We start from the raw sequence: 18,050 nt of genomic DNA on the forward strand, positions 1-18,050 counted from the left end.
TCCTAGATTTCAATGCGTGGCCGAACCACGAGCTTCGTGAAGCCGAACAACTTCAGATAGAGGCAGGACAGCACCAGGCCGATGCCGACCAGCACCATCGCGAGTGCTGCGCCATAGCCGTACTGCAGGTTGCCCGCATAGTTGTGCAGCGCGACGTGGAAGGCGCTCAGCGCCCAGACTTCGGTCGAGCCGCCGGGACCGCCGTCGGTCGCGAGCAGAATATATTCAAACGAGGTCAGCAGCGACAACGTCTGGTAGCACGTGACAAACAGCAGCGGCCAGCGCAGTTGCGGCAACACGATATAGCGGATCTGCTGCCAGCGGCTCGCACCGTCCACGTCGCTCGCCCAGAAATGGCTCTTGGGAATGGCAGCCAGTGCCGATGAAAAGATCAGCATGCCCATCGAGGCACCCACCACACCATTGATCAGGAACACGAATATCCAGGCATTCGTGGCGGAATCGAGCATCCAGTTGCGCGCGGGTACGCCGAAAGCCGACATCACCATCGAGATGAAACCGGTGTCCCAGGCCAGCCACTTCCACAGCAGCACATACAGCACAGAAGGCGTGATGCGCGGCAACAGCCAGATCGCGCGCAGACCGCCCGACAGCCGGGCCGGCATGTAGTGCGTTGCAAGCGCGAGCACGAGCGCAAAGCCGATATTGAACAGGCTGAGCGTACCGAACACGTAGAACAGCGTGTTGCCGAGCACTTTCCAGGTGCCGGGCGAAGACACCATCCGCGCATAGTTGCCGACCGTCACGGTCCAGCCTGTATAGCTGGCCTTGACCACAGCCTGCTGCTGTTCGGGCGTCAGGGATTGCCCAGCGGCGGACACCGCAGCGAGCAGGCCGCCAGCACTGTCGTACTTGCCGTTGCCCGCTGACTGCAGGAACGCGTCAGCATCGCGCTTGAGCACGAACACCTCGTCCGGCCGCCCCGGAAGCACGCGCAACGCGGACACGAGATCGTCACGCTGCCCGTAGCTGCGGCCCATGAGTTGTGCGGCAATCGCCTCGACAAAAGCACTGGGCGCACCATTGGCGTTGAGTCTATCGATGCCGTGCGCATCGACCCTGTATCCGGCCTCCCCAAGACGGGTGGCCAGGTCAGGTTGGTTGAACTCATTCGATAGGCGGGACAGGGCCACGGGGGTCAACTGGTACGTCCCGCGGCCAATCCCGGTGGCCGTGCTCATGTCCGTCATAGAGAACACTGCTGTCATCACGACCGGCAGCAGGAAGAAGAGCGACAAGAGAACCAGGGCCGGCGCGAGCATCGCCGGCCCCAGGGTGCGCGACCGATTTAGCACGCTCATTACCGGACTTCGACCTTGCTGGCGAAGCTGCTGGCGCGCACTTCCTTCTCGGCGTCGGCAGCGGCTTCTTCCGGCGACTTCGTGCCCGTCCATGCGGCCTCGAGACCCTTCCAGTAGATGTTCCACAGATTGCCGAGGTCACTGTCGTTCGGCATCGCGTACGCATACGGCAACAGTCGCTCCGTGGCTTCGGCGGACCAGCGGTCGGCGCGGTAGGCTTCGACGTTATTTTCCGCCGGGCTGATGCCGAGGTGCGCCGACTTGAGCGCATGCAGCGCATTGATGCGCGGCTCGGAAGCGATTTCGATCAGCTTGGCTTCGATCGCCTTCTGCTTGTCGCTGCCCTGTTTCGTGATCAGATACACGAGCGGGTGCGTGAGGGTATTCGCCTTGCCGGTCTTGTCGCCTGCCGGGATCATCGAGTAGTCGACGTTACCGAAGAAATCCTTCAAGCCCTCCTTGCCCGTGTAGCGCACATAATGCCAGGTGCCGCCCTGCCAGAACACCGCCTTGCCGGCCGCCACTTCGTGATACCACTGGTCCCACGGCGTGCCGATCATGTTCTTGCGAGTCACGCCCATCTTCACTGCGTCAGCAAAGAACTGGTAGGTCTTGCGGATCGCCTGCTTGTCGAACACGAGCTTGCCGGTCTTCGGATTCTGCATCTGGCCGCCGAAACTCACGTAGTACTGCCAGTAGTCAGGGCCAGCCGACGGACGCGGATAGAAACCGTAGCCCGGCGCAACGAGGCCCTTGTCCTGCGCCTTCTTCGCATCGGCGAGCATGTCGTAGAGCGTGTATTCGCCTGACTTGATCTTGCCCGGCAGCGCATCGATCTGCTTGTCGCTATAGCCGATCGCGCGCAGGCTGCTCCTCCACATGAACATCGTGCGGGCTTCCGCGTCCTGCGGCACGCCATACAGCTTGCCGTTGTACGAGGCAACCTTCATCAGGTTCGGGTAGATGCCCTTGATCGACGGGGCCGAGGTCTCCAGGTAATCCTCGATCGGCACGATGATGCCCGACTGTGACCACGGTGCGATGTCTTCATGGCCAGTCACCACAATGTTCGGTGCGTTGCCCGATTCGGCCGACAGCGTGACTGCCTGCTTGAAGCTGTCCCAGTCGGAATAGCTGCGCTTTTCCACCGTGATCTTCAGATGCTCGCCCTTCGCGACGGCCTGCTTCATCAGCACGTCGGCGGCCATTTCGATCGCGTCGGTACGATAGCTGTCGTTCGGGCCCGAGCCGCCGGCCACCACCGAGATCGTGTAGTCCGCAGCCAGTGCGTGGCCTGCGAAAGCCAGCGCGGCAACCATCAGGCTGCACCTGAAAATCCGCTTCGTCGATTTGCTCATTTCCCTGCCCCTTCAACCATGTTCGAGATCACCCCGGCACATTCGGCATCGCCCCGGACCGATGTGCACACGTGTGCATGCCCGGCATTATTCTGGCGTTCCGTGAAAGATTTGTGATGGGCGGTCAGGTTTTTTCCGTCAGCTCCGAAGCACCTGGGCGACGTCCCGGCAGGTATGACTGTTGACGAGCGATCACGCGACTGTCGCAACAGCGTGTTCCAGAATTAGGAAAATCCTTCACATCGCTTCCGGTGAATGCTCAGAAATTCCCTAGTTTTCGCGCTATTTCCCGAAGGTTCAATGTCATGAGGAATGCGACTCATCCGAGATTTCTGCGCCACTGTCACACACGCTTCATCGATTGACGTAAGACTGCGAACCGTTTCGAATCTGGATCGCCTGAAGGCACCGTGTCGACAGGTCGCAGAAAGGGGGCAAACCGCCCCCAATTTTTCCAGTTGTTGTGCACACGTGTTCAGTTTTGATTGAAGAAGGCCCGAAAGGATGAGGAGCAATCGTACTATTTGCCCTTTTTTCCGGCCCGAGACTGCACACGTGTGCACATCACGCACATACGGGGAACGAGCCACTGGGGCGCGGCCGCATCAACGGCTGCACTCCACGGATTTTCCTTCATGAACGACAGAGGGAATTTGGAGTTAATGGAACAATGAAAAAGTCATGCTTCGCACTGCTCGCGCTCGGTACGTTCGGCGCCGCCGCATATGCTCAGAGCAGCGTCACGCTGTACGGTGTGGTTGACGCCGGACTCGGCTACACGAGCGGCCAACGCGTCGTCGTCGCGCCCGGCAAGGCCGGTCGCCCGACCAGCTATCAGAACAAGCCGTTCTACGGCTTCGCAAGCGGTACGTGGTCCGGTCCTCGCTGGGGCCTGAAGGGCAGCGAGGATCTCGGCAGCGGTCTGTCGGCGATCTTCCAGATCGAAAGCGGTTTCAACATCGGCAACGGTCAGAGCTGGTCGGGCGACCGTCTATTCGGCCGCCAGGCCTACATGGGCCTGTCGAGCAAGCAGTACGGTACCCTCACGCTCGGCCGCCAGTACGACCCGATCGTGATGTACGTCGCCTCGATCGGTCCGGGTTCGTTCACGACCGGCGTGACCGCTCACCCGGGCGATCTCGACAACGAAGACAACCAGTCGCGCGTCAACAACACGATTCTGTATCGCACCCCGAGCTGGAACGGCATGCAGTTCGGTGCTATGTACGGCTTCGGCAATCAACCGGGCAGCGTGAAGGCCCGCAACATGTGGAGCGTGGGCGGTAACTACGAGTACGGCCCGTTCGCCGTCGGCGTGGCCTACCTCAATGCGACCAACAACACCACCCTGCCGAATACCGGCACATGGGACAGTTCGTATGACGGCTCGTTCGGTTCGTCGGTGACCGAGGGTTTCGCCAGCACCAGGGACTTGCAGATCATCGCTACCGCGGCTACGTACAAGGTCGGCAATGCACGCTTCGGTGTGAACTACGGCAACACGCAATACACACCGGACGGTGGTTCCCTGTTCAAGCACAAGGAGACGTTCAATGCAGTGGGCGTGAATGCCGAATACAACGTCACGCCTTTCACGCGCGTCGCATTGGGCTACAACTACGCACGCGGCACCAGGATCGACGGCGCATCGGCACCGGCGTACCACACTGTCGGCGCGGGCGCGTTCTACTCGATGTCGAAGGCGACCCAGTTCTACCTGATCGGCGGCTACACGCACGCCGCCGGCAAGACGCTCGACCGCTACGGCAATCAGGTCGATGCGACAGCGACGATCGGCGACTTCACGAGCGGCACGCCATCGGCCACGCCGACGCAGACCGTCGTTCGTGTCGGCATGCGTCACTCGTTCTAAGCAAAACGGAAGCCGGTTCCCGCGACCGGACCATCAGGCAATCCGGCGCGGCCGCGCACTCGTGCGCCCGCGCCGCTCTCATTCGTGCAACATGGCCCTGCTTTTCAAACTTCTGACCCAGCCAATCGGCTATATCGCCGCGACCTGCACCACGGCCTCGTTCGTGCCGCAGGTGATACTGACCTGGCGCACCAAGTCCGCCGAAGGCGTGTCGTTCGGTATGTATGCGGTGTTCGTCACCGGCATCGCGCTCTGGCTCACCTATGGCATGCTGACCGGCAACTGGCCGGTGATCGTGGCCAACGCCGTCACGCTTGCGCTCGCGGCGTGCATTCTCGCGATGAAGCTGCGCTATGACTGAAGCCACGCGGCCGTTACGCGGATGCTTTTGCGAGCTCGGCCCACTGTAACCATCAACGCAATGTCCCCCAGCGCCCGGTAGCATCGCCCCTCCAAAGCAATTTCCTTCAATACACCCCACCCCGCAGCCCGATACCGTTGGCCGTCGCAAATCCTGCGCACCCACGTATCGAGGCATCAGATGACCGTCTTACTTTCCATGGCCGCCTTTGCGTTGGCCTCGTCGATTTCTCCCGGCCCGGTGAATGTCGTCGCGCTCAGCGCCGGCGCGCAGCACGGACTCGCCGCGAGCATGCGGCACGTCACCGGCGCAACCGTCGGCTTCACGCTGCTGCTTCTGCTCATCGGCCTCGGCCTGCACGAGTTGCTCGCCCACTTCCCCAATCTGATCACCGTCGTCCAGTGGGCCGGGGTCGGGTTTCTGCTTTACATGGCCTACAAACTCGCCATCGATAACGGCCAGCTCGGCGCCGACAAGCCCGCCCGAGGCCCATCCTTTGCCTACGGCGCCGCCATGCAATGGCTGAATCCGAAGGCATGGCTCGCGTCTCTCGCCGGCATGGGCGCCTACGCAGCCGACGGCGACGGCAGGCTCGTCTGGCAATTCACCGTCGTGTACTTCGTGATTTGCTATCTGTCGATTGCGAGTTGGGCGTATGCCGGCACGTTTCTGCGCCGATATTTGCAGGAACCGAAACGCGTGCGGCTATTCAATCGCGTGATGGCGGGTTTGCTGGCCGCTAGCGCCCTGTACCTCGTCATCGCGTGACACACGCGTCACCACGGCACGTGCGTCGCCATCCGTGACGCTCACCTCAACTGCGATACTGCCCCGGCGTCGCCGCAACCAGCCGCTTGAAGGTCCGCTGCAAATGCGCCTGGTCGGCGAAACCCGCATCGAGCGCGACGTCGGCGATCAGACGACCTCGTCTGAGCTGCGCGCGGCTGTACTGAATGCGCCGATTGATCAGATACGCGTGCGGCGTCATGCCGTAGCGCTGCTTGAACGCGCGGATCAGATGCGATGAGGAAAGATCCGCCGCCTTGCAGACGTCCGCGAGCTTCAGTGGACGAGTGCAGTTTTCGGCGATGAATTCAGCGGCACGCGTCAGTTGGCGGCTGGCGTCGTGATCCGGCAAGGGTGCCGGATTGAGGCTCTGCTGTACTTCAGAAAAGAACGTGACCGCAGCGCTTTCCTTGCGCATGGAATCGGCATTGCCGTCGACGAGAATCGCGTACAAACGGTTCAACCCGTCAAACAAAGCTGGCGCCGCCGACATCGTTTGCGAGAAAGCGCGGAACGCGTGGTTGTCGCTGAAACCCAAGTCGTGTTGCAGACCAGTTAGCCACGCAACATCGACATGCAGCATCCGATACGACCAGCGTTCTTCGGCAACCGGATTACATGCATGTACGTCGTCCGGGTTCATCAAGACGACGGCGCCGGCCCCAACCCACTCGCTCGCGCTGCGGTTCACGTACACGCTGCGCCCACCGGTCACGGCGCCGATCGAAAACGTTTCGTGCGAGTGTTTGGCGTAGCAAAGCTCGCGGCCATCTTCGATCGAGCGGGCTTCGAGAAACGGCAACGCCTCGTCGCGCCAGAACTGAGGCTGCGCGCCGCTTCGCGCGAAAACCGCTTGCTGCTTTGCATCACTCATTGCGCGTCTCCCGATTATTCACGTGACCCTGACCTCGGCCGCTGCGCCGCATGCATTGACTAGCCACTGCCGCAGCCTTGTCACGAGAGAATAGCCGGGAATCTCCTTCGTCGCCTGCCGAAAAGAACGGCTGCGGATATCCGGCGAGTTCGGCGAGACGCGCGACGTAATGGGGCGTGGTTCCGTGAACCACGCCCCTTTGCATCACTTCGGCGTCACATCAATACTCCCCAGATACTTCGCCGCCAGCGTCTTCACCGTGCCGTCGGCCTGCACCTTCGCGATCGCCGCGTTCAGCTGATCGCGCAGCGCGGTGTCGCCTTTGCGAATGCCATACGCGATGCCGCTGCCGAGAATCCTGTCGTCACGCACCGGCTGGCCGACAAACGCGAAGTCCTTGCCGTTAGGCTGCGACAGAAAACCCGCCTGCCCCGCCGGCGCCAGAACGAGCGTCGCATCGAGACGGCCCGCGACGAGATCCGTATAGACCTGGTTCTGGTCCTGATACGGCACAACAGAGACGCCCGCTGCTTCCCAATGCGCCTTTGCGAAGGTTTCCTGAATCGACGCCTGCAACACGCCGACACGCTTGCCCTTCAACGCTTCAGGCGTCGGCAGCAGCCCGCTGTCGCGCTTCGCGATCAGTTGCGTCGGCACGCGATACACGACGGTGGTGAAATCGATCGCCTGACGGCGCTGCTCGGTCGCGTTCATCGCCGAATTGATGGCGTCGAACTTGCGGCCCTGCAACGCGGGAATCAAACCGTCGAACGACGTTTCGACCCATTTGCATGTCATATGCGCAGCGGCGCAGACGGCCTTGCCGACATCGATGTCGAGGCCTTGCAGCTCACCGTTCGGCCCTTTCGATTCGAACGGCGGATACTGCGCTTCGAGTCCGAAACGCAGCGTCGACGTATCGGCAGCGACGGCGACCGACGACGACGCCACCGAGGCAAATGCGCAAGCCAGCGCGAGTAGAGGTTTGAGCAACTTCATAGCAGGTCCCTTTCCCTTCGATTGTGTTGTGGCGCGAGCATGCATCGCGCTACTACGCCAAAGCGCGACGATCATACTGCGGCCAATAAAGCCGCTGGCTCGTGCCGCGTTCATCAGATTGCGCACAAACGCCGCGCGCCTTCGATCAGCGTCGCGTCGTCCTTCGAGAAGCTCAGGCGGATCAAACCCGAATCCGTGCCGTCGGTATAAAACGCCGACAACGGAATCGTCGCGACACGCGCGTCGCGAATCAGGCGCAGCACGAAGTCGCTGTCGCTTTCAGCGGAAAAGCCGCGAAAACGCGCGAGCATGAAGAAGCTGCCCTCACTCGGCAGCAACTCGAAGCGCGACTCGCGCAGCGCATGCGCCAGCAGATCGCGCTTCTTCTGATAGAACGCGGACAGGCCGAGGTAGCTCTCGCGATTGGCCAAAGCGTCGACGAACGCGTATTGCATCGGCGTATCGGCGGAAAACACCATGAATTGATGGACCTTGCGGATCTCGTCCATCAGCGCGGCGGGCGCGAGGCAATAGCCGACACGCCAACCGGTCACGTGATACGACTTGCCGAACGACGACACGATCACGCTGCGTTCCGCGAGTTCGGCGTCGCAAGCCATGCTTTGATGTCTGGCGCCGTCGAACACCACATGTTCGTAGACTTCGTCGGCGAGAATCACGATATCGGTGTTGCGCGTGATGGCCTTCAGCCGGGCGACGTCGGCCTCGCTGAATACGGTCGCGGTCGGATTGTGCGGCGTGTTGATGATGATCATGCGCGTCTTCGGCGTGATCGCGGCGGCGACCTCGTCCCAGTCCACGCGGAAATCGTCGAGCGACAGCTTGATCGCGATCGGCCTGGCGCCTTGCAGGCGCACGATCGGTCCGTAGCTGTCGAACGAGGGCTCGAAGTAGATCACTTCGTCGCCGGGATGCACCAGCGCGCTGATCGTCGAGTACAGGCCTTCGCTGGCGCTGGCGATCACGGTCACTTCGCTGGCCGGGTCGTAACGCCCGCCATATAACGTCTCGACCTTGTCGGCGAGCGCTTCGCGCAGCGCGCCGATGCCGGCCATCGGGGCATACTGGTTATGGCCGGCGCGCATCGCTTGCGCGACACCGTCGACCAGCTTCGCATCCGGCGCAAAATTCGGCGCGCCTTGCGACAGGTTCAATGCTTCGTATTGCGCGGCCAATTGACCGATCACGGTAAAAATCGTCGTGCCTACATCAGGCAGTTTCGAGCGGGCTTGCAAGGCGCTCTGCATAAGGCGTTCTCCCTTTCTCCATCCGGCAGCGAATTGGCGGACGGCCAGCTGCGCGGCGGTCCCATCCGGTTCGATGATTAGGCACCAGCCAAAGAACCGTCACAATCGAAACTTTGTCATGCGCGGCATGCGTTTACGTCATGACTGCCGCAATGCCGCGCCGGAGCGGGTGAAGCCAATGAAATCGGGACTTTGAGGGAAGAAATGAGGCCGCGGGAAGAATACGGAAAACGGCAGAGGTATGACGTAATGTGATGAACCCGAACGGCTGCGACCGGGTGAGCGCAGCCGTTCCAGGCGGATTTACTCGTCCATCATGCGGACTTTGACCTTCTTGCCCTTCACCTTGCCGGCGCTGAGCTTGCGCACCGCGTCGCGCGCGATGCTGCGCTCCACCGCCACATAGGTCGACATTTCCGTCACGTTGATCTTGCCGATCTGCGAACCGGCGAAACCCGCTTCGCCGGTCAGCGCGCCGAGCACGTCGCCGGGACGGATCTTCTCCTTGCGGCCGCCGAGAATCTGCAGCGTTTCCATCGGCGGCAGCAGCGGCTCGTTGCTGGCGGGTTTCAGATCCGCAAGCTTGTGCCACTCGACGTCGCGCTTTTGCGCCTGTTCGAGACTGCCCACGCGGCCCATCTCGTTCATGCTCGCGAGGCTCAGCGCCCAGCCTTCCTGATCGGCCCGGCCCGTGCGGCCGATGCGGTGCACGTGCACTTCCGGGTCCGGCGTCACGTCGACGTTGATCACCGCTTCGAGTTGCGCGATGTCCAGGCCGCGCGCGGCGACGTCGGTGGCGACCAGCACCGAGCAGCTACGGTTCGCGAACTGGATCAGCACCTGATCGCGTTCACGCTGATCGAGTTCGCCATGCAGCGCCAGCGCATGAAAACCTTGCGCGCGCAGCACATCGAGCAGATCGCGGCACTGCTGCTTGGTATTGCAAAACGCCAGCGTGCTTACCGGGCGATAGTGATTCAGCAACATACCGACCGCATGCAGACGCTCATCCTCGGTCACTTCATAGAAGCGCTGACGGATCTTGGTGTTGTCGTGCCGCTCGGCGAGCTTCACTTCCTTCGGATTACGCAGGAATTGCTGGCTGAGTTTGACGATGCCTTCGGGGTACGTCGCGGAGAACAGCAGCGTTTGCCGTTCTTTCGGACACTGCTTCACGACTGTGGCGATATCGTCGAAGAAACCCATGTCGAGCATGCGGTCGGCTTCGTCGAGCACCAGCGTGTTCAGCGCCTGCAACGGCAGGCTGCCGCGCTCGAGGTGATCCATGATCCGGCCCGGCGTGCCGACTACGATGTGCGCACCGTGCTCGAGGCTGGCCGTCTGCGGACGCATCGGCGTGCCGCCGCACAGCGTGAGCACTTTGATGTTTTCTTCGGCGCGCGCGAGGCGGCGGATTTCCTGCGTGACCTGGTCGGCGAGTTCGCGTGTAGGGCACAGCACCATCGCCTGCACGGCGAAGTTGCGTGTGTCGAGGCGCGCGAGCAGCGCCAGCGAAAACGCCGCGGTCTTGCCGCTGCCGGTTTTCGCCTGGGCAATCAGATCGTGGCCGGCCAGCGCGATCGGCAAACCGGCGGCCTGGATCGGCGTCATCTCGACGTAGCCGAGCTGCGTCAGATTGGCGAGCGTCGCGGGCGGCAAGGGCAGCTCGCTGAACGGCGCGCCGGCGGTGGTGGGACTGTTCATATCGATAATGGCTCGCTGTCGGCTAAGGGCTGAAGGTCAGGGTCTAAACGGCCATGGGGCCAGGAGAAGGACGACCTTCGATCTGCTCGTAAAGCACCGAACCGTCGTCCCCGTCGAAGCGCTCGACATAATTGCGCGCGCCGCACATCGGACAACGGAACAGGAGCCCCTGCCCCTCGTTCTTGATGACGACGTCCGACTGCTCCCACTGCGCGCCGCAGGACTGGTTTCTACAGGTAAACACGATGATTCTCCAACTGGATTCGATGGTTTGTTGGCTGGGCCGTACGAGCGGCCCAGCCGTGAATTGCGGTCACTAATGCGGTCACTGCGGTGCTCACTACGGTGGTCACTGCAGCGGTCAATGATGCCATCACAACTGCGGTGGCTAAGGACGAAGCGCTTTAACCCAGATGCGTATGCCTGGCACGCGCCGCGCTCACGTCCATATCGGTGAGGCCCTGAACGATGCCGCAGTCTTCGACCGCCTGTTCGCCGGGGCATTGCTCGCGCAGTGTGGCCAGTTGCACTTTCAGTTGCTTCAGTTCGTCGATGCGCGTGTCGACATGCGCGATGTGCTCGTCGATCAATGCATCGATGGCGCCGCAGCCGTCCCCCGGGGCGTCGGTCAGACGCAGTAACGCACGGATTTCGTCGTGGGTCATGTCGAGCGCACGGCAATTGCGGATGAAACGCAGCCGTTCGACGTGCTTCGCCGTATAGCTGCGGTAATTCGCCTCGGTGCGCTCCGCTTCGGGCAACAGGCCCTCTTTCTCGTAGAAACGGATCGTTTCGGTCGTGCAATGGGCGATTTTCGCCAGTTCGCCGATTTTCATGGCGCCTCCGGATTGCGGCCTTGACCTTGTAGTGGCTTCAAGGTGTTTACTAGACCACAAATCGAACCAGGAAGCCACCATGCCACACGCCAGCCATGCCGAAGCCGAACGCCACGAACACGGCGAAGCCTGTGCCCACGGACATAAAGCGCATGCTCATGAGCACGATCACGGGCACAGCCATGGCGAAACCTGTGATCACGGCCGCGAAACGCACGTTCAGGAGCATGGACACGCGCATAGCCACGCCGACGCCGCCTGTTGCGGGGGCGGGGGCGCGTTGCCATTACCGGGCGGGCTCCCACGAGCCGAAAGCATCGGCAGCGATGTACGCACCGCCATCCGCATCATGCAGATGGACTGTCCGACAGAAGAAGCGCTGATCCGCACCAGGTTCAGCCGCATGCCGGCCGTGCGCAGCATGGATTTCAACCTGATGCAACGGGTGCTGACGGTCGTGCACGCGCCCAATGCGCTCGGCACCATCCTCGCCGCGCTGCGCTCGCTCGATTTCACACCTGAACTCGCCGACGCCAGGCCAAACGCAGATTCAAACGCAAACCCGGCGTCCGCGGTCGCGCCTCACACGCCGTCCAGGCCGTGGTGGCCGCTGGCGCTGGCAGGCCTCGCCGCCGTGGGCTCGGAGGCCGCCGGCTGGCTCGGCGCGCCCGTCTGGCTGGCTGCGGGTCTGGCGATCCTCGCCGTCGCCTCCTGCGGCCTGACCACGTACAGGAAGGGCTGGCTCGCGATCCGCAACGGCAACCTCAACATCAACGCGCTGATGAGCATTGCGGTGACCGGCGCGCTGATCCTGCGCCAGTGGCCGGAAGCCGCGATGGTGATGGTCCTCTTCACGATCGCCGAATTGATCGAGGCGAAATCGCTCGACCGCGCCCGCAACGCGATCAAGGGCCTGATGCAGTTGACGCCCGAACAGGCGAGCGTGCAGCAGGCCGACGGCAGCTGGCGTTCGCTGGGGCTCAAGGCGATCGCGCTCGGCGCCGTGGTTCGCGTGAAGCCGGGTGAACGCGTCGCGCTCGACGGCGAAATCGTCGCGGGCCGTTCGAGCGTGAATCAGGCGCCGATCACCGGCGAAAGTTTGCCCGTCGACAAAACCATTGGCGACGCAGTGTTCGCCGGCACGATCAACCAGGCCGGTTCGTTCGACTATCGCGTGACGGCGGCGGCCAGCAACACGACGCTCGCGCGCATCATTCACGCGGTCGAAGAAGCGCAAGGCGCCAAAGCGCCGACGCAACGTTTCGTCGACCAGTTCGCGCGCGTCTATACGCCGATCGTGTTCGCGGCCGCGCTTGCGGTCGCGGTGCTGCCGCCGCTGCTGCTCGGCGGCCTGTGGCAGGCGTGGATCTATAAAGCGCTGGTGATGCTGGTGATCGCCTGCCCGTGCGCGCTGGTGATCTCGACGCCGGTGACGATCGTCAGCGGCCTCGCCGCAGCGGCACGTCACGGCATTTTGATCAAAGGCGGCGCCTACCTCGAACAGGGCCGCAAGCTGAGCTGGCTCGCGCTCGACAAAACCGGCACGATCACGCACGGCAAACCGGTGCAAACGGAGTTCGAAGCGCTGGCCGGTGTCGATGCCGCCGGTTGCCGGTCGCTCGCGGCGAGTCTCGCGAGCCGCTCGGATCATCCGGTGTCGATGGCGATCGCGGCAGCGGCCAAAGCCGAAGGCGTCAGGAGCGCGACGGTCGATGCGTTCGAAGCGCTGACGGGACGTGGCGTGCGCGGCGATATCGACGGTTTGCCGTATTGGCTCGGCAATCATCGGCTGGTCGAAGAACTCGGCCGCTGTTCAGCGCCGCTCGAAGCGCGCCTCGATACGCTCGAACGGCAAGGCAAAACGGTCGTGATGCTGGTGGATGCCGAACGTGTGCTGGCGCTCTTCGCCGTCGCCGATACGGTGAAGGACACGAGCCGCGCCGCCGTCGCCGATTTACATCGCCTCGGCGTACGAACCGCGATGCTCTCCGGCGACAACCCGCACACGGCGGAGGCGATCGCGCAGCAGGTCGGCATCGACGAAGCACGCGGCGATCAGTTGCCGGCAGACAAGCAGAACGCGGTGGCGAGCTGGTCGAAGGACGGCGCTGTGGTCGGGATGGTCGGCGACGGCATCAACGACGCGCCGGCGCTCGCACGCGCGGATATCGGCTTCGCGATGGGCGCAATGGGCACCGACACCGCGATCGAAACCGCCGACGTCGCGCTGATGGACGACGACCTGCGCAAGATTCCGCTGTTCGTACGGCTCTCGAAGGCGACGCGTGCCGTGCTGGTTCAGAACATTACCTTGGCGCTGGGCATCAAGGCCGTTTTCCTCGTGCTGACGGTCATGGGCCTGGGCACGATGTGGATGGCGGTGTTCGCCGATGTGGGCGCGAGTTTGCTGGTGGTGGCGAACGGGTTGCGGCTGTTGCGCAAGTGAGCGCGCTTTCACGCGGCGTCGACTGGTGCAAAAAAAGGGCGGACCAAAGGCCGCCCTTTTTTCAGCGCATCGCGTTCAGAGGATCAGAACGCGGCGGTATCCGCGCCATATGCCTTGTCGTACGGCCCCGCCGGCAAGCCCGTGCCGAGCACGCCCACCGCCCGGAAATTCGCCTGACGTGCGAGCGGAATATAGTCCGGCTTCGCTTTCTCGATCGCCGCCGCGACCGCCGCCGAAATCAACACGCCGAGCACGCCGCCGCTTGTATTCACCTGCGGCGAATAATTCAGCACTTCATGGTTCTTCCACAGCTCTTCGCCGGTCGTGCCGCTCTTCAGCGAATAGTCGAGTTCGACGGTCGTGGTGGTTTTCAGCACGACATATTTCGACTCCCAATGCTTGATCCGGATGTACATAATCGCATCGGCACCGAACATCTTGCCGAGCGCGGCCGGATCGCTCGAGTGAACCATGTTCGCGTCGGACAGGCCGTCGTCGGCCATAACCTTCTTGGTCAGATTGACCGGAAACACGTAGTAACCGCGTTCAGCGATCGGCCGCGAGATGGTCGACAGGAAGAAGTCCGGTGCGCCGACGTCGACACTCTCGTTGACCACCGGCACCACCAGGATCGAATGCGGCGCCTGAGCTCGAAACGCGGTGTAGTCGGCGTGTTTCTGCGCGGTTTTGACCGGCGCGCAAGCCGCCAGCGCGGCCACGGCCGCAGCGGCAAACGCCGCACGAAGTATGGATCGAATGGACATCATGGCTTTTTGGTCGGGTTAGTGGACGCGAGGCGAATCATGTTCGTCATCAACACCGACGACTCTGGCCACGTAGCCTTCTCTTTCTCGAAGTATTGGGTCGCATTAGCGTTGTCGCCGGCTTCGAAAAGCAGCTCACCGTACTCGGCGTACATGCCCGGCGGCACCTTCTTGTTCGCCGATTCCGACGCCTGAATCGCGGCCAGCAGCTTCGCCGCGAACGCGTGGCTGTCGGCCGGCGACTGGTAGTAGCTGTACATCGCCGACTCGTAATCGCCCCAGTTGTACTTCGCGACCGGCTGTTGCACGCAGCCGCTGGTCAATGCAACCAACGCCACCCATGCGACGGCGCAGCCGCCCTTTATACCGACTCTCATCATGGTTGTCTTTCCCCGTTCACACCATTTGCTACGTCGATCTTGATCGTCTCTCCCGAGGCCGCGAAGACCTTCTTGCTGAGCACGATCCCTTCATTGCGCTTCACTTCGATCGTGTGCGCGCCTTCTTCGACCGTCAGCACGCGCCGCACGCCGTCATACAGCGACGCCTGGCCGATCACAGCGCCGTCGAGTACGAGCATCGCATCGGCGGGTGCGCCAATCAGCGCGAGCGTCGGCCGCGTGCCGCCGGTTTCCACTTTCGATGCCGGCATTGCGCAGCCGCTCAGCAGCAGCGCGGCGATCGCGCACGACATCCCCAGCGCGCCGAAACGGCGCTTCATTTGGCTTGTGAGCATGCGTTACTCCGCGACGTAGTAGGTGGCCGCGCTCTTTGCGGCAAGCGTGCCGCTCGTGACCTGCGCGACCGACCCTTCATTGGTTTCGTTGTCGCCGAACGAGCTGACCACGCGCAAGGTCGCGACCGGCGTGGCCGGCAATGCGATCTGGAAGCCGGTCTGGCCGCTTTGCACCGATTCACCCGGCTTGTACACGCGCAGCGTTGCGCCGGGCTGAATGCCCTGCCGAGGTCCACCGGTGATGAACACCGTGCTGCCGTCCACTTTCAAAATATCGGTGCGCCATTGACGCTCGTTGAGTTTGGTCATCATCGCGCCGATCACGTCGGAGATCGCGGCGGAGATGGCCTTGTCGTTCAGCGTGCCGTCGTAGTCGGCGCGGCTGCCGAAGCCGGCGATCTCACCCGACTCGGTGCTCGCTTCGCCGCTGCCCTGCGCGGAGAAGAACACGTAGCCGGTCTTCACGTCGACGAGACGCAGTTCGACTTTCGCGTGCGCCGTCTGCACTTTCGTCGAGCTGAGGAAACCCGACTTGCCGGTCGTGCCGCGGCCGAATTCCGTCACCGAGCCGAGGATCAGCGTGTCGACGCCGACCATCTTGCCGTCCTTGTTCAGCCCCTGCTCCGCGGCGATCTTGCTCAGGTCCGGACGCTCGAACACCATGAACTGCTTCGATTCGACCAGACGCGCGGCGAGGATATCGCTGGCCTGCTTGCCAAGCGGATCGAGACTTGCATCGGTGACGAAGGTACGGCCATAGCGCGTCTCGTTCGAGAAGCGGCCAATCGCGATCTTGCGTTTGAAGGCCTTCACCGCCGGCGCGGCTTGCGCCTGTTGCGCAGCGGCCTGCTGGACACGCGGTTGCGGCGCTTCAACCTTGGCCGGTTGATCGGAAACCGTCGCGCAACCGGTCATCGCCATGACGAGCGTCAAGGCGCTTAAGGTACGATTCTTCATTTTCCCCGATTTGCATTGTTATGTTGGCCCCGGCGGACTTCGATATACGCGGCGTTTGATTGCCGCCATCGAGTCTGCTCGTCTTTATGCGTGGCGGATTAATCGAATCCCGTCAAAAGACGAATTGTCCTTTTCGATCAAAGACTTTTTCGTTTTTTTATGTGATTCGAAAACCGCTCGATATCGCTTCGCACACCGTTAATATCGGCACGCAAATCCGAATCTTTAGGCTTTGCTAATCGAACGTCCAGAAACCCCATGCTTGATAGACGAACAGTGGATAAGCAAAAATGGGCTTCGATGTGCACTGATTGCATCAATTTGAAAAGCACGTGACGCGTACCGCCTGTTACGGCACTTCGCAGCAACGCTGCCGTCACACGCGAATGCGCTTATGCACTAGTGAGCGAACGAACAGCTGTCGGTTTGGGTGCGGCCATTGATCGCCGCCTTCAACGTATCCGAAGGCCGCATTCCGAACAGCTTCCGATAATCAGTGGCGAACTGGCTCAGATGCCAGAAGCCCCACGCCGCGGCCACATCCTGCACCGAACGCGACTCGCGCCACGCGCTGCATAAATCACGGCGCGCGCCGTTTAGCCGGATCGTGCGCAGATAGGCGGCGGGCGCCATGCCGAGCACGTCCTGAAAGCAATACTGCAAAGTGCGTCGGCTCACATGCAGCCGTTCGCACAACTCCGGCACATTGACCGCGCGATCGCGATTGGCCAGCACATATTCACGCGCCTCCGACACGATCGACTGACGCCGCGGACGCGCAGGCATCGCAACCTGCTCCGAGCCCGGCAACGCGCCCACGTCGAACAGCGACGCCAGCACGGACGCCTGCAAATTGTTGCGCGCGAACGAAGACAGCGGCGCGGCGCTCGCCGCGCCGTCGTCGAGAAGCTGGCGCAGCGAAGCGCACAGCCGCTCCTTCCTCGCCATGCCGATCGGCACGACTTCCGTATTCGGCAAATGGTCCGCCAAGCCGACGCGCTCCACTTCGGCCGCGTATCGGCGCAGCACTTCGCCCTTCACCACCACACCGAAAATCTCGTAACCCGCCGAGGTCAGCAGTTCGAACTCGATCCCGCCCGGACGAAATGCGAGCGCGTCGCCCGCGATCACCTGCGCGTCGATCCGCCCGGAGCCTTCCGGGCACGTGGGAATGCCAAACCAGTAGGCGTCTTTCTGCACTTCGCAGGTTTGCCGCAACGTGTGACTGGTCGTTTCGACGAACACCTGCATGTGATCGAGACGCAACTCCGTCAACCCGCCCACAAAGCGGCCCGCGGTCAACTGGTCGTAGGTCTGGCTCCAGCCGTGGAGGTTGCGCGCCTGTTCGTCGGCATCGTGGGCGACGCAAGTCTGCACGCAAATGCTCGGCTGCGGCGCTGGGGGCCGGTCAGTGAAGCTGTCGCTTTGGCGTTCAATCGTCATACCGGATCTATGAGAACTGAATATCGAAGGCAAAAAGAAGGCAATTCCCATGCCGAACGCATTCGCAGCATGCGGCATCGACAAGTGCCAACGCCCTGTTCAATTGATGAACAACGCTTTTCACATTGATCAGAAACGGGACAGAAGCGGGACGTTCATCCTTGGCAGATTGAACAGCGCATCGTGCGACGCGTCGCGACAGTGCCTGTTGCACGTGCGGGACTCACCAGCGCGGTGCATTGGCACACTTCTGGCTCTAGTCTCTCGCGGCCAAGCGAAATATCGCGCCGAATACAGCCCATTCAACATGTGAGGAGCACACA

18 protein-coding genes are annotated in these 18,050 nt (G+C 62.2%); 4 read left to right on the forward strand and 14 right to left on the reverse strand.

The features are described from left to right. Nucleotides 1-2: 2 nt before the first annotated feature. Nucleotides 3-1,415, reverse strand: a complete 1,413-nt coding sequence (locus AC3WLT_RS04305; RefSeq protein ID WP_492590683.1) for a carbohydrate ABC transporter permease — start codon at nt 1,413-1,415, stop codon at nt 3-5. Next, a complete protein-coding gene (locus AC3WLT_RS04310) occupies nt 1,322-2,680 on the reverse strand; it encodes an ABC transporter substrate-binding protein (RefSeq protein WP_492590684.1) in 1,359 nt (452 codons plus the stop codon). Before AC3WLT_RS04310 ends, AC3WLT_RS04305 begins: the two co-directional genes overlap by 94 nt. Before the next feature lie 670 nt (nt 2,681-3,350). Here AC3WLT_RS04310 and AC3WLT_RS04315 point away from each other — a divergent pair. The 3 genes from AC3WLT_RS04315 (at nt 3,351) to AC3WLT_RS04325 (ending at nt 5,682) form a co-directional block, all read left to right on the forward strand. Next, a complete protein-coding gene (locus AC3WLT_RS04315) occupies nt 3,351-4,553 on the forward strand; it encodes a porin (protein WP_492590685.1) in 1,203 nt (400 codons plus the stop codon). A 91-nt stretch (nt 4,554-4,644) separates the two neighbouring features. Further along, complete coding sequence (locus tag AC3WLT_RS04320) at nt 4,645-4,914, forward strand: SemiSWEET transporter (RefSeq protein ID WP_492590686.1); 270 nt, start codon at nt 4,645-4,647, stop codon at nt 4,912-4,914. Between the two features lie 180 nt (nt 4,915-5,094). Further along, nucleotides 5,095-5,682 carry a LysE family translocator gene (locus tag AC3WLT_RS04325; RefSeq protein WP_492590687.1) on the forward strand — a complete coding sequence of 196 codons (588 nt, stop codon included), beginning with the start codon at nt 5,095-5,097 and terminating at the stop codon, nt 5,680-5,682. A 46-nt stretch (nt 5,683-5,728) separates the two neighbouring features. Here the strand turns inward: AC3WLT_RS04325 and AC3WLT_RS04330 are convergent, their stop codons facing one another. The 7 genes from AC3WLT_RS04330 to AC3WLT_RS04360 all read right to left on the reverse strand — a co-directional run bounded on the left by AC3WLT_RS04330 (nt 5,729) and on the right by AC3WLT_RS04360 (nt 11,610). Next, a complete protein-coding gene (locus AC3WLT_RS04330) occupies nt 5,729-6,574 on the reverse strand; it encodes an AraC family transcriptional regulator (RefSeq protein ID WP_492590688.1) in 846 nt (281 codons plus the stop codon). A gap of 204 nt (nt 6,575-6,778) precedes the next feature. Then, nucleotides 6,779-7,573, reverse strand: coding sequence for an ABC transporter substrate-binding protein (locus AC3WLT_RS04335; RefSeq protein WP_492590689.1), 795 nt, complete (start codon nt 7,571-7,573; stop codon nt 6,779-6,781). A gap of 113 nt (nt 7,574-7,686) precedes the next feature. Continuing rightward, complete coding sequence (locus AC3WLT_RS04340) at nt 7,687-8,841, reverse strand: pyridoxal phosphate-dependent aminotransferase (RefSeq protein WP_492590690.1); 1,155 nt, start codon at nt 8,839-8,841, stop codon at nt 7,687-7,689. Nucleotides 8,842-9,144: 303 nt separating this feature from the next. Then, nucleotides 9,145-10,545 carry an ATP-dependent RNA helicase DbpA gene (dbpA, locus tag AC3WLT_RS04345; RefSeq protein ID WP_492590691.1) on the reverse strand — a complete coding sequence of 467 codons (1,401 nt, stop codon included), beginning with the start codon at nt 10,543-10,545 and terminating at the stop codon, nt 9,145-9,147. Between the two features lie 43 nt (nt 10,546-10,588). Next, nucleotides 10,589-10,789: a hypothetical protein gene (locus AC3WLT_RS04350; protein ID WP_492590692.1), complete on the reverse strand. Its 201-nt coding sequence runs from the start codon at nt 10,787-10,789 to the stop codon at nt 10,589-10,591. A 160-nt stretch (nt 10,790-10,949) separates the two neighbouring features. Continuing rightward, on the reverse strand, nt 10,950-11,381 hold the full coding sequence (gene cadR / locus AC3WLT_RS04355; RefSeq protein WP_492590693.1) for a Cd(II)/Pb(II)-responsive transcriptional regulator: 432 nt from the start codon (nt 11,379-11,381) through the stop codon (nt 10,950-10,952). A 49-nt stretch (nt 11,382-11,430) separates the two neighbouring features. Continuing rightward, nucleotides 11,431-11,610 carry a hypothetical protein gene (locus AC3WLT_RS04360; protein ID WP_492590694.1) on the reverse strand — a complete coding sequence of 60 codons (180 nt, stop codon included), beginning with the start codon at nt 11,608-11,610 and terminating at the stop codon, nt 11,431-11,433. A gap of 120 nt (nt 11,611-11,730) precedes the next feature. Between AC3WLT_RS04360 and AC3WLT_RS04365 the strand changes: the two genes are divergently transcribed. Next, on the forward strand, nt 11,731-13,827 hold the full coding sequence (locus AC3WLT_RS04365; protein WP_492590695.1) for a heavy metal translocating P-type ATPase: 2,097 nt from the start codon (nt 11,731-11,733) through the stop codon (nt 13,825-13,827). An 83-nt stretch (nt 13,828-13,910) separates the two neighbouring features. On the opposite strand, the gene AC3WLT_RS04370 is transcribed toward AC3WLT_RS04365, so the two are convergent. The 5 genes from AC3WLT_RS04370 to AC3WLT_RS04390 all read right to left on the reverse strand — a co-directional run bounded on the left by AC3WLT_RS04370 (nt 13,911) and on the right by AC3WLT_RS04390 (nt 17,727). After that, complete coding sequence (locus AC3WLT_RS04370; protein ID WP_492590696.1) at nt 13,911-14,594, reverse strand: DUF799 domain-containing protein; 684 nt, start codon at nt 14,592-14,594, stop codon at nt 13,911-13,913. Further along, entirely contained in the window at nt 14,591-14,971 is a 381-nt protein-coding gene (locus tag AC3WLT_RS04375) for a DUF4810 domain-containing protein (RefSeq protein WP_492590697.1), read from the reverse strand. The genes AC3WLT_RS04370 and AC3WLT_RS04375 overlap by 4 nt, the downstream gene beginning before the upstream one ends. Then, on the reverse strand, nt 14,968-15,327 hold the full coding sequence (locus tag AC3WLT_RS04380; RefSeq protein ID WP_492590698.1) for a hypothetical protein: 360 nt from the start codon (nt 15,325-15,327) through the stop codon (nt 14,968-14,970). Before AC3WLT_RS04380 ends, AC3WLT_RS04375 begins: the two co-directional genes overlap by 4 nt. 3 nt (nt 15,328-15,330) lie before the next feature. Beyond that, on the reverse strand, nt 15,331-16,284 hold the full coding sequence (locus tag AC3WLT_RS04385) for a CsgG/HfaB family protein (protein WP_492590699.1): 954 nt from the start codon (nt 16,282-16,284) through the stop codon (nt 15,331-15,333). A gap of 399 nt (nt 16,285-16,683) precedes the next feature. Continuing rightward, on the reverse strand, nt 16,684-17,727 hold the full coding sequence (locus tag AC3WLT_RS04390) for a helix-turn-helix domain-containing protein (protein ID WP_492590700.1): 1,044 nt from the start codon (nt 17,725-17,727) through the stop codon (nt 16,684-16,686). Nucleotides 17,728-18,050: the final 323 nt, after the last annotated feature.

The organism is Paraburkholderia sp. FW306-2-2C-D06C, assembly GCF_058781505.1.

Excerpts from the sequence above, each read along its gene's own strand:
- AC3WLT_RS04315 (WP_492590685.1), top strand. The coding sequence starts at position 3,351 with ATGAAAAAGTCATGCTTCGCACTGCTCGCGCTCGGTACGTTCGGCGCC.
- AC3WLT_RS04365 (WP_492590695.1), top strand. The coding sequence starts at position 11,731 with ATGCAGATGGACTGTCCGACAGAAGAAGCGCTGATCCGCACCAGGTTC.
- AC3WLT_RS04305 (WP_492590683.1), bottom strand. The coding sequence starts at position 1,415 with ATGGACGGGCACGAAGTCGCCGGAAGAAGCCGCTGCCGACGCCGAGAA.
- AC3WLT_RS04360 (WP_492590694.1), bottom strand. The coding sequence starts at position 11,610 with ATGCTCCTGAACGTGCGTTTCGCGGCCGTGATCACAGGTTTCGCCATG.
- AC3WLT_RS04340 (WP_492590690.1), bottom strand. The coding sequence starts at position 8,841 with ATGCAGAGCGCCTTGCAAGCCCGCTCGAAACTGCCTGATGTAGGCACG.
- AC3WLT_RS04310 (WP_492590684.1), bottom strand. The coding sequence starts at position 2,680 with ATGAGCAAATCGACGAAGCGGATTTTCAGGTGCAGCCTGATGGTTGCC.
- AC3WLT_RS04320 (WP_492590686.1), top strand. The coding sequence starts at position 4,645 with ATGGCCCTGCTTTTCAAACTTCTGACCCAGCCAATCGGCTATATCGCC.
- AC3WLT_RS04390 (WP_492590700.1), bottom strand. The coding sequence starts at position 17,727 with ATGACGATTGAACGCCAAAGCGACAGCTTCACTGACCGGCCCCCAGCG.
- dbpA (WP_492590691.1), bottom strand. The coding sequence starts at position 10,545 with ATGAACAGTCCCACCACCGCCGGCGCGCCGTTCAGCGAGCTGCCCTTG.
- AC3WLT_RS04380 (WP_492590698.1), bottom strand. The coding sequence starts at position 15,327 with ATGCTCACAAGCCAAATGAAGCGCCGTTTCGGCGCGCTGGGGATGTCG.
- cadR (WP_492590693.1), bottom strand. The coding sequence starts at position 11,381 with ATGAAAATCGGCGAACTGGCGAAAATCGCCCATTGCACGACCGAAACG.
- AC3WLT_RS04325 (WP_492590687.1), top strand. The coding sequence starts at position 5,095 with ATGACCGTCTTACTTTCCATGGCCGCCTTTGCGTTGGCCTCGTCGATT.
- AC3WLT_RS04335 (WP_492590689.1), bottom strand. The coding sequence starts at position 7,573 with ATGAAGTTGCTCAAACCTCTACTCGCGCTGGCTTGCGCATTTGCCTCG.
- AC3WLT_RS04370 (WP_492590696.1), bottom strand. The coding sequence starts at position 14,594 with ATGATGTCCATTCGATCCATACTTCGTGCGGCGTTTGCCGCTGCGGCC.
- AC3WLT_RS04375 (WP_492590697.1), bottom strand. The coding sequence starts at position 14,971 with ATGATGAGAGTCGGTATAAAGGGCGGCTGCGCCGTCGCATGGGTGGCG.
- AC3WLT_RS04385 (WP_492590699.1), bottom strand. The coding sequence starts at position 16,284 with ATGAAGAATCGTACCTTAAGCGCCTTGACGCTCGTCATGGCGATGACC.
- AC3WLT_RS04330 (WP_492590688.1), bottom strand. The coding sequence starts at position 6,574 with ATGAGTGATGCAAAGCAGCAAGCGGTTTTCGCGCGAAGCGGCGCGCAG.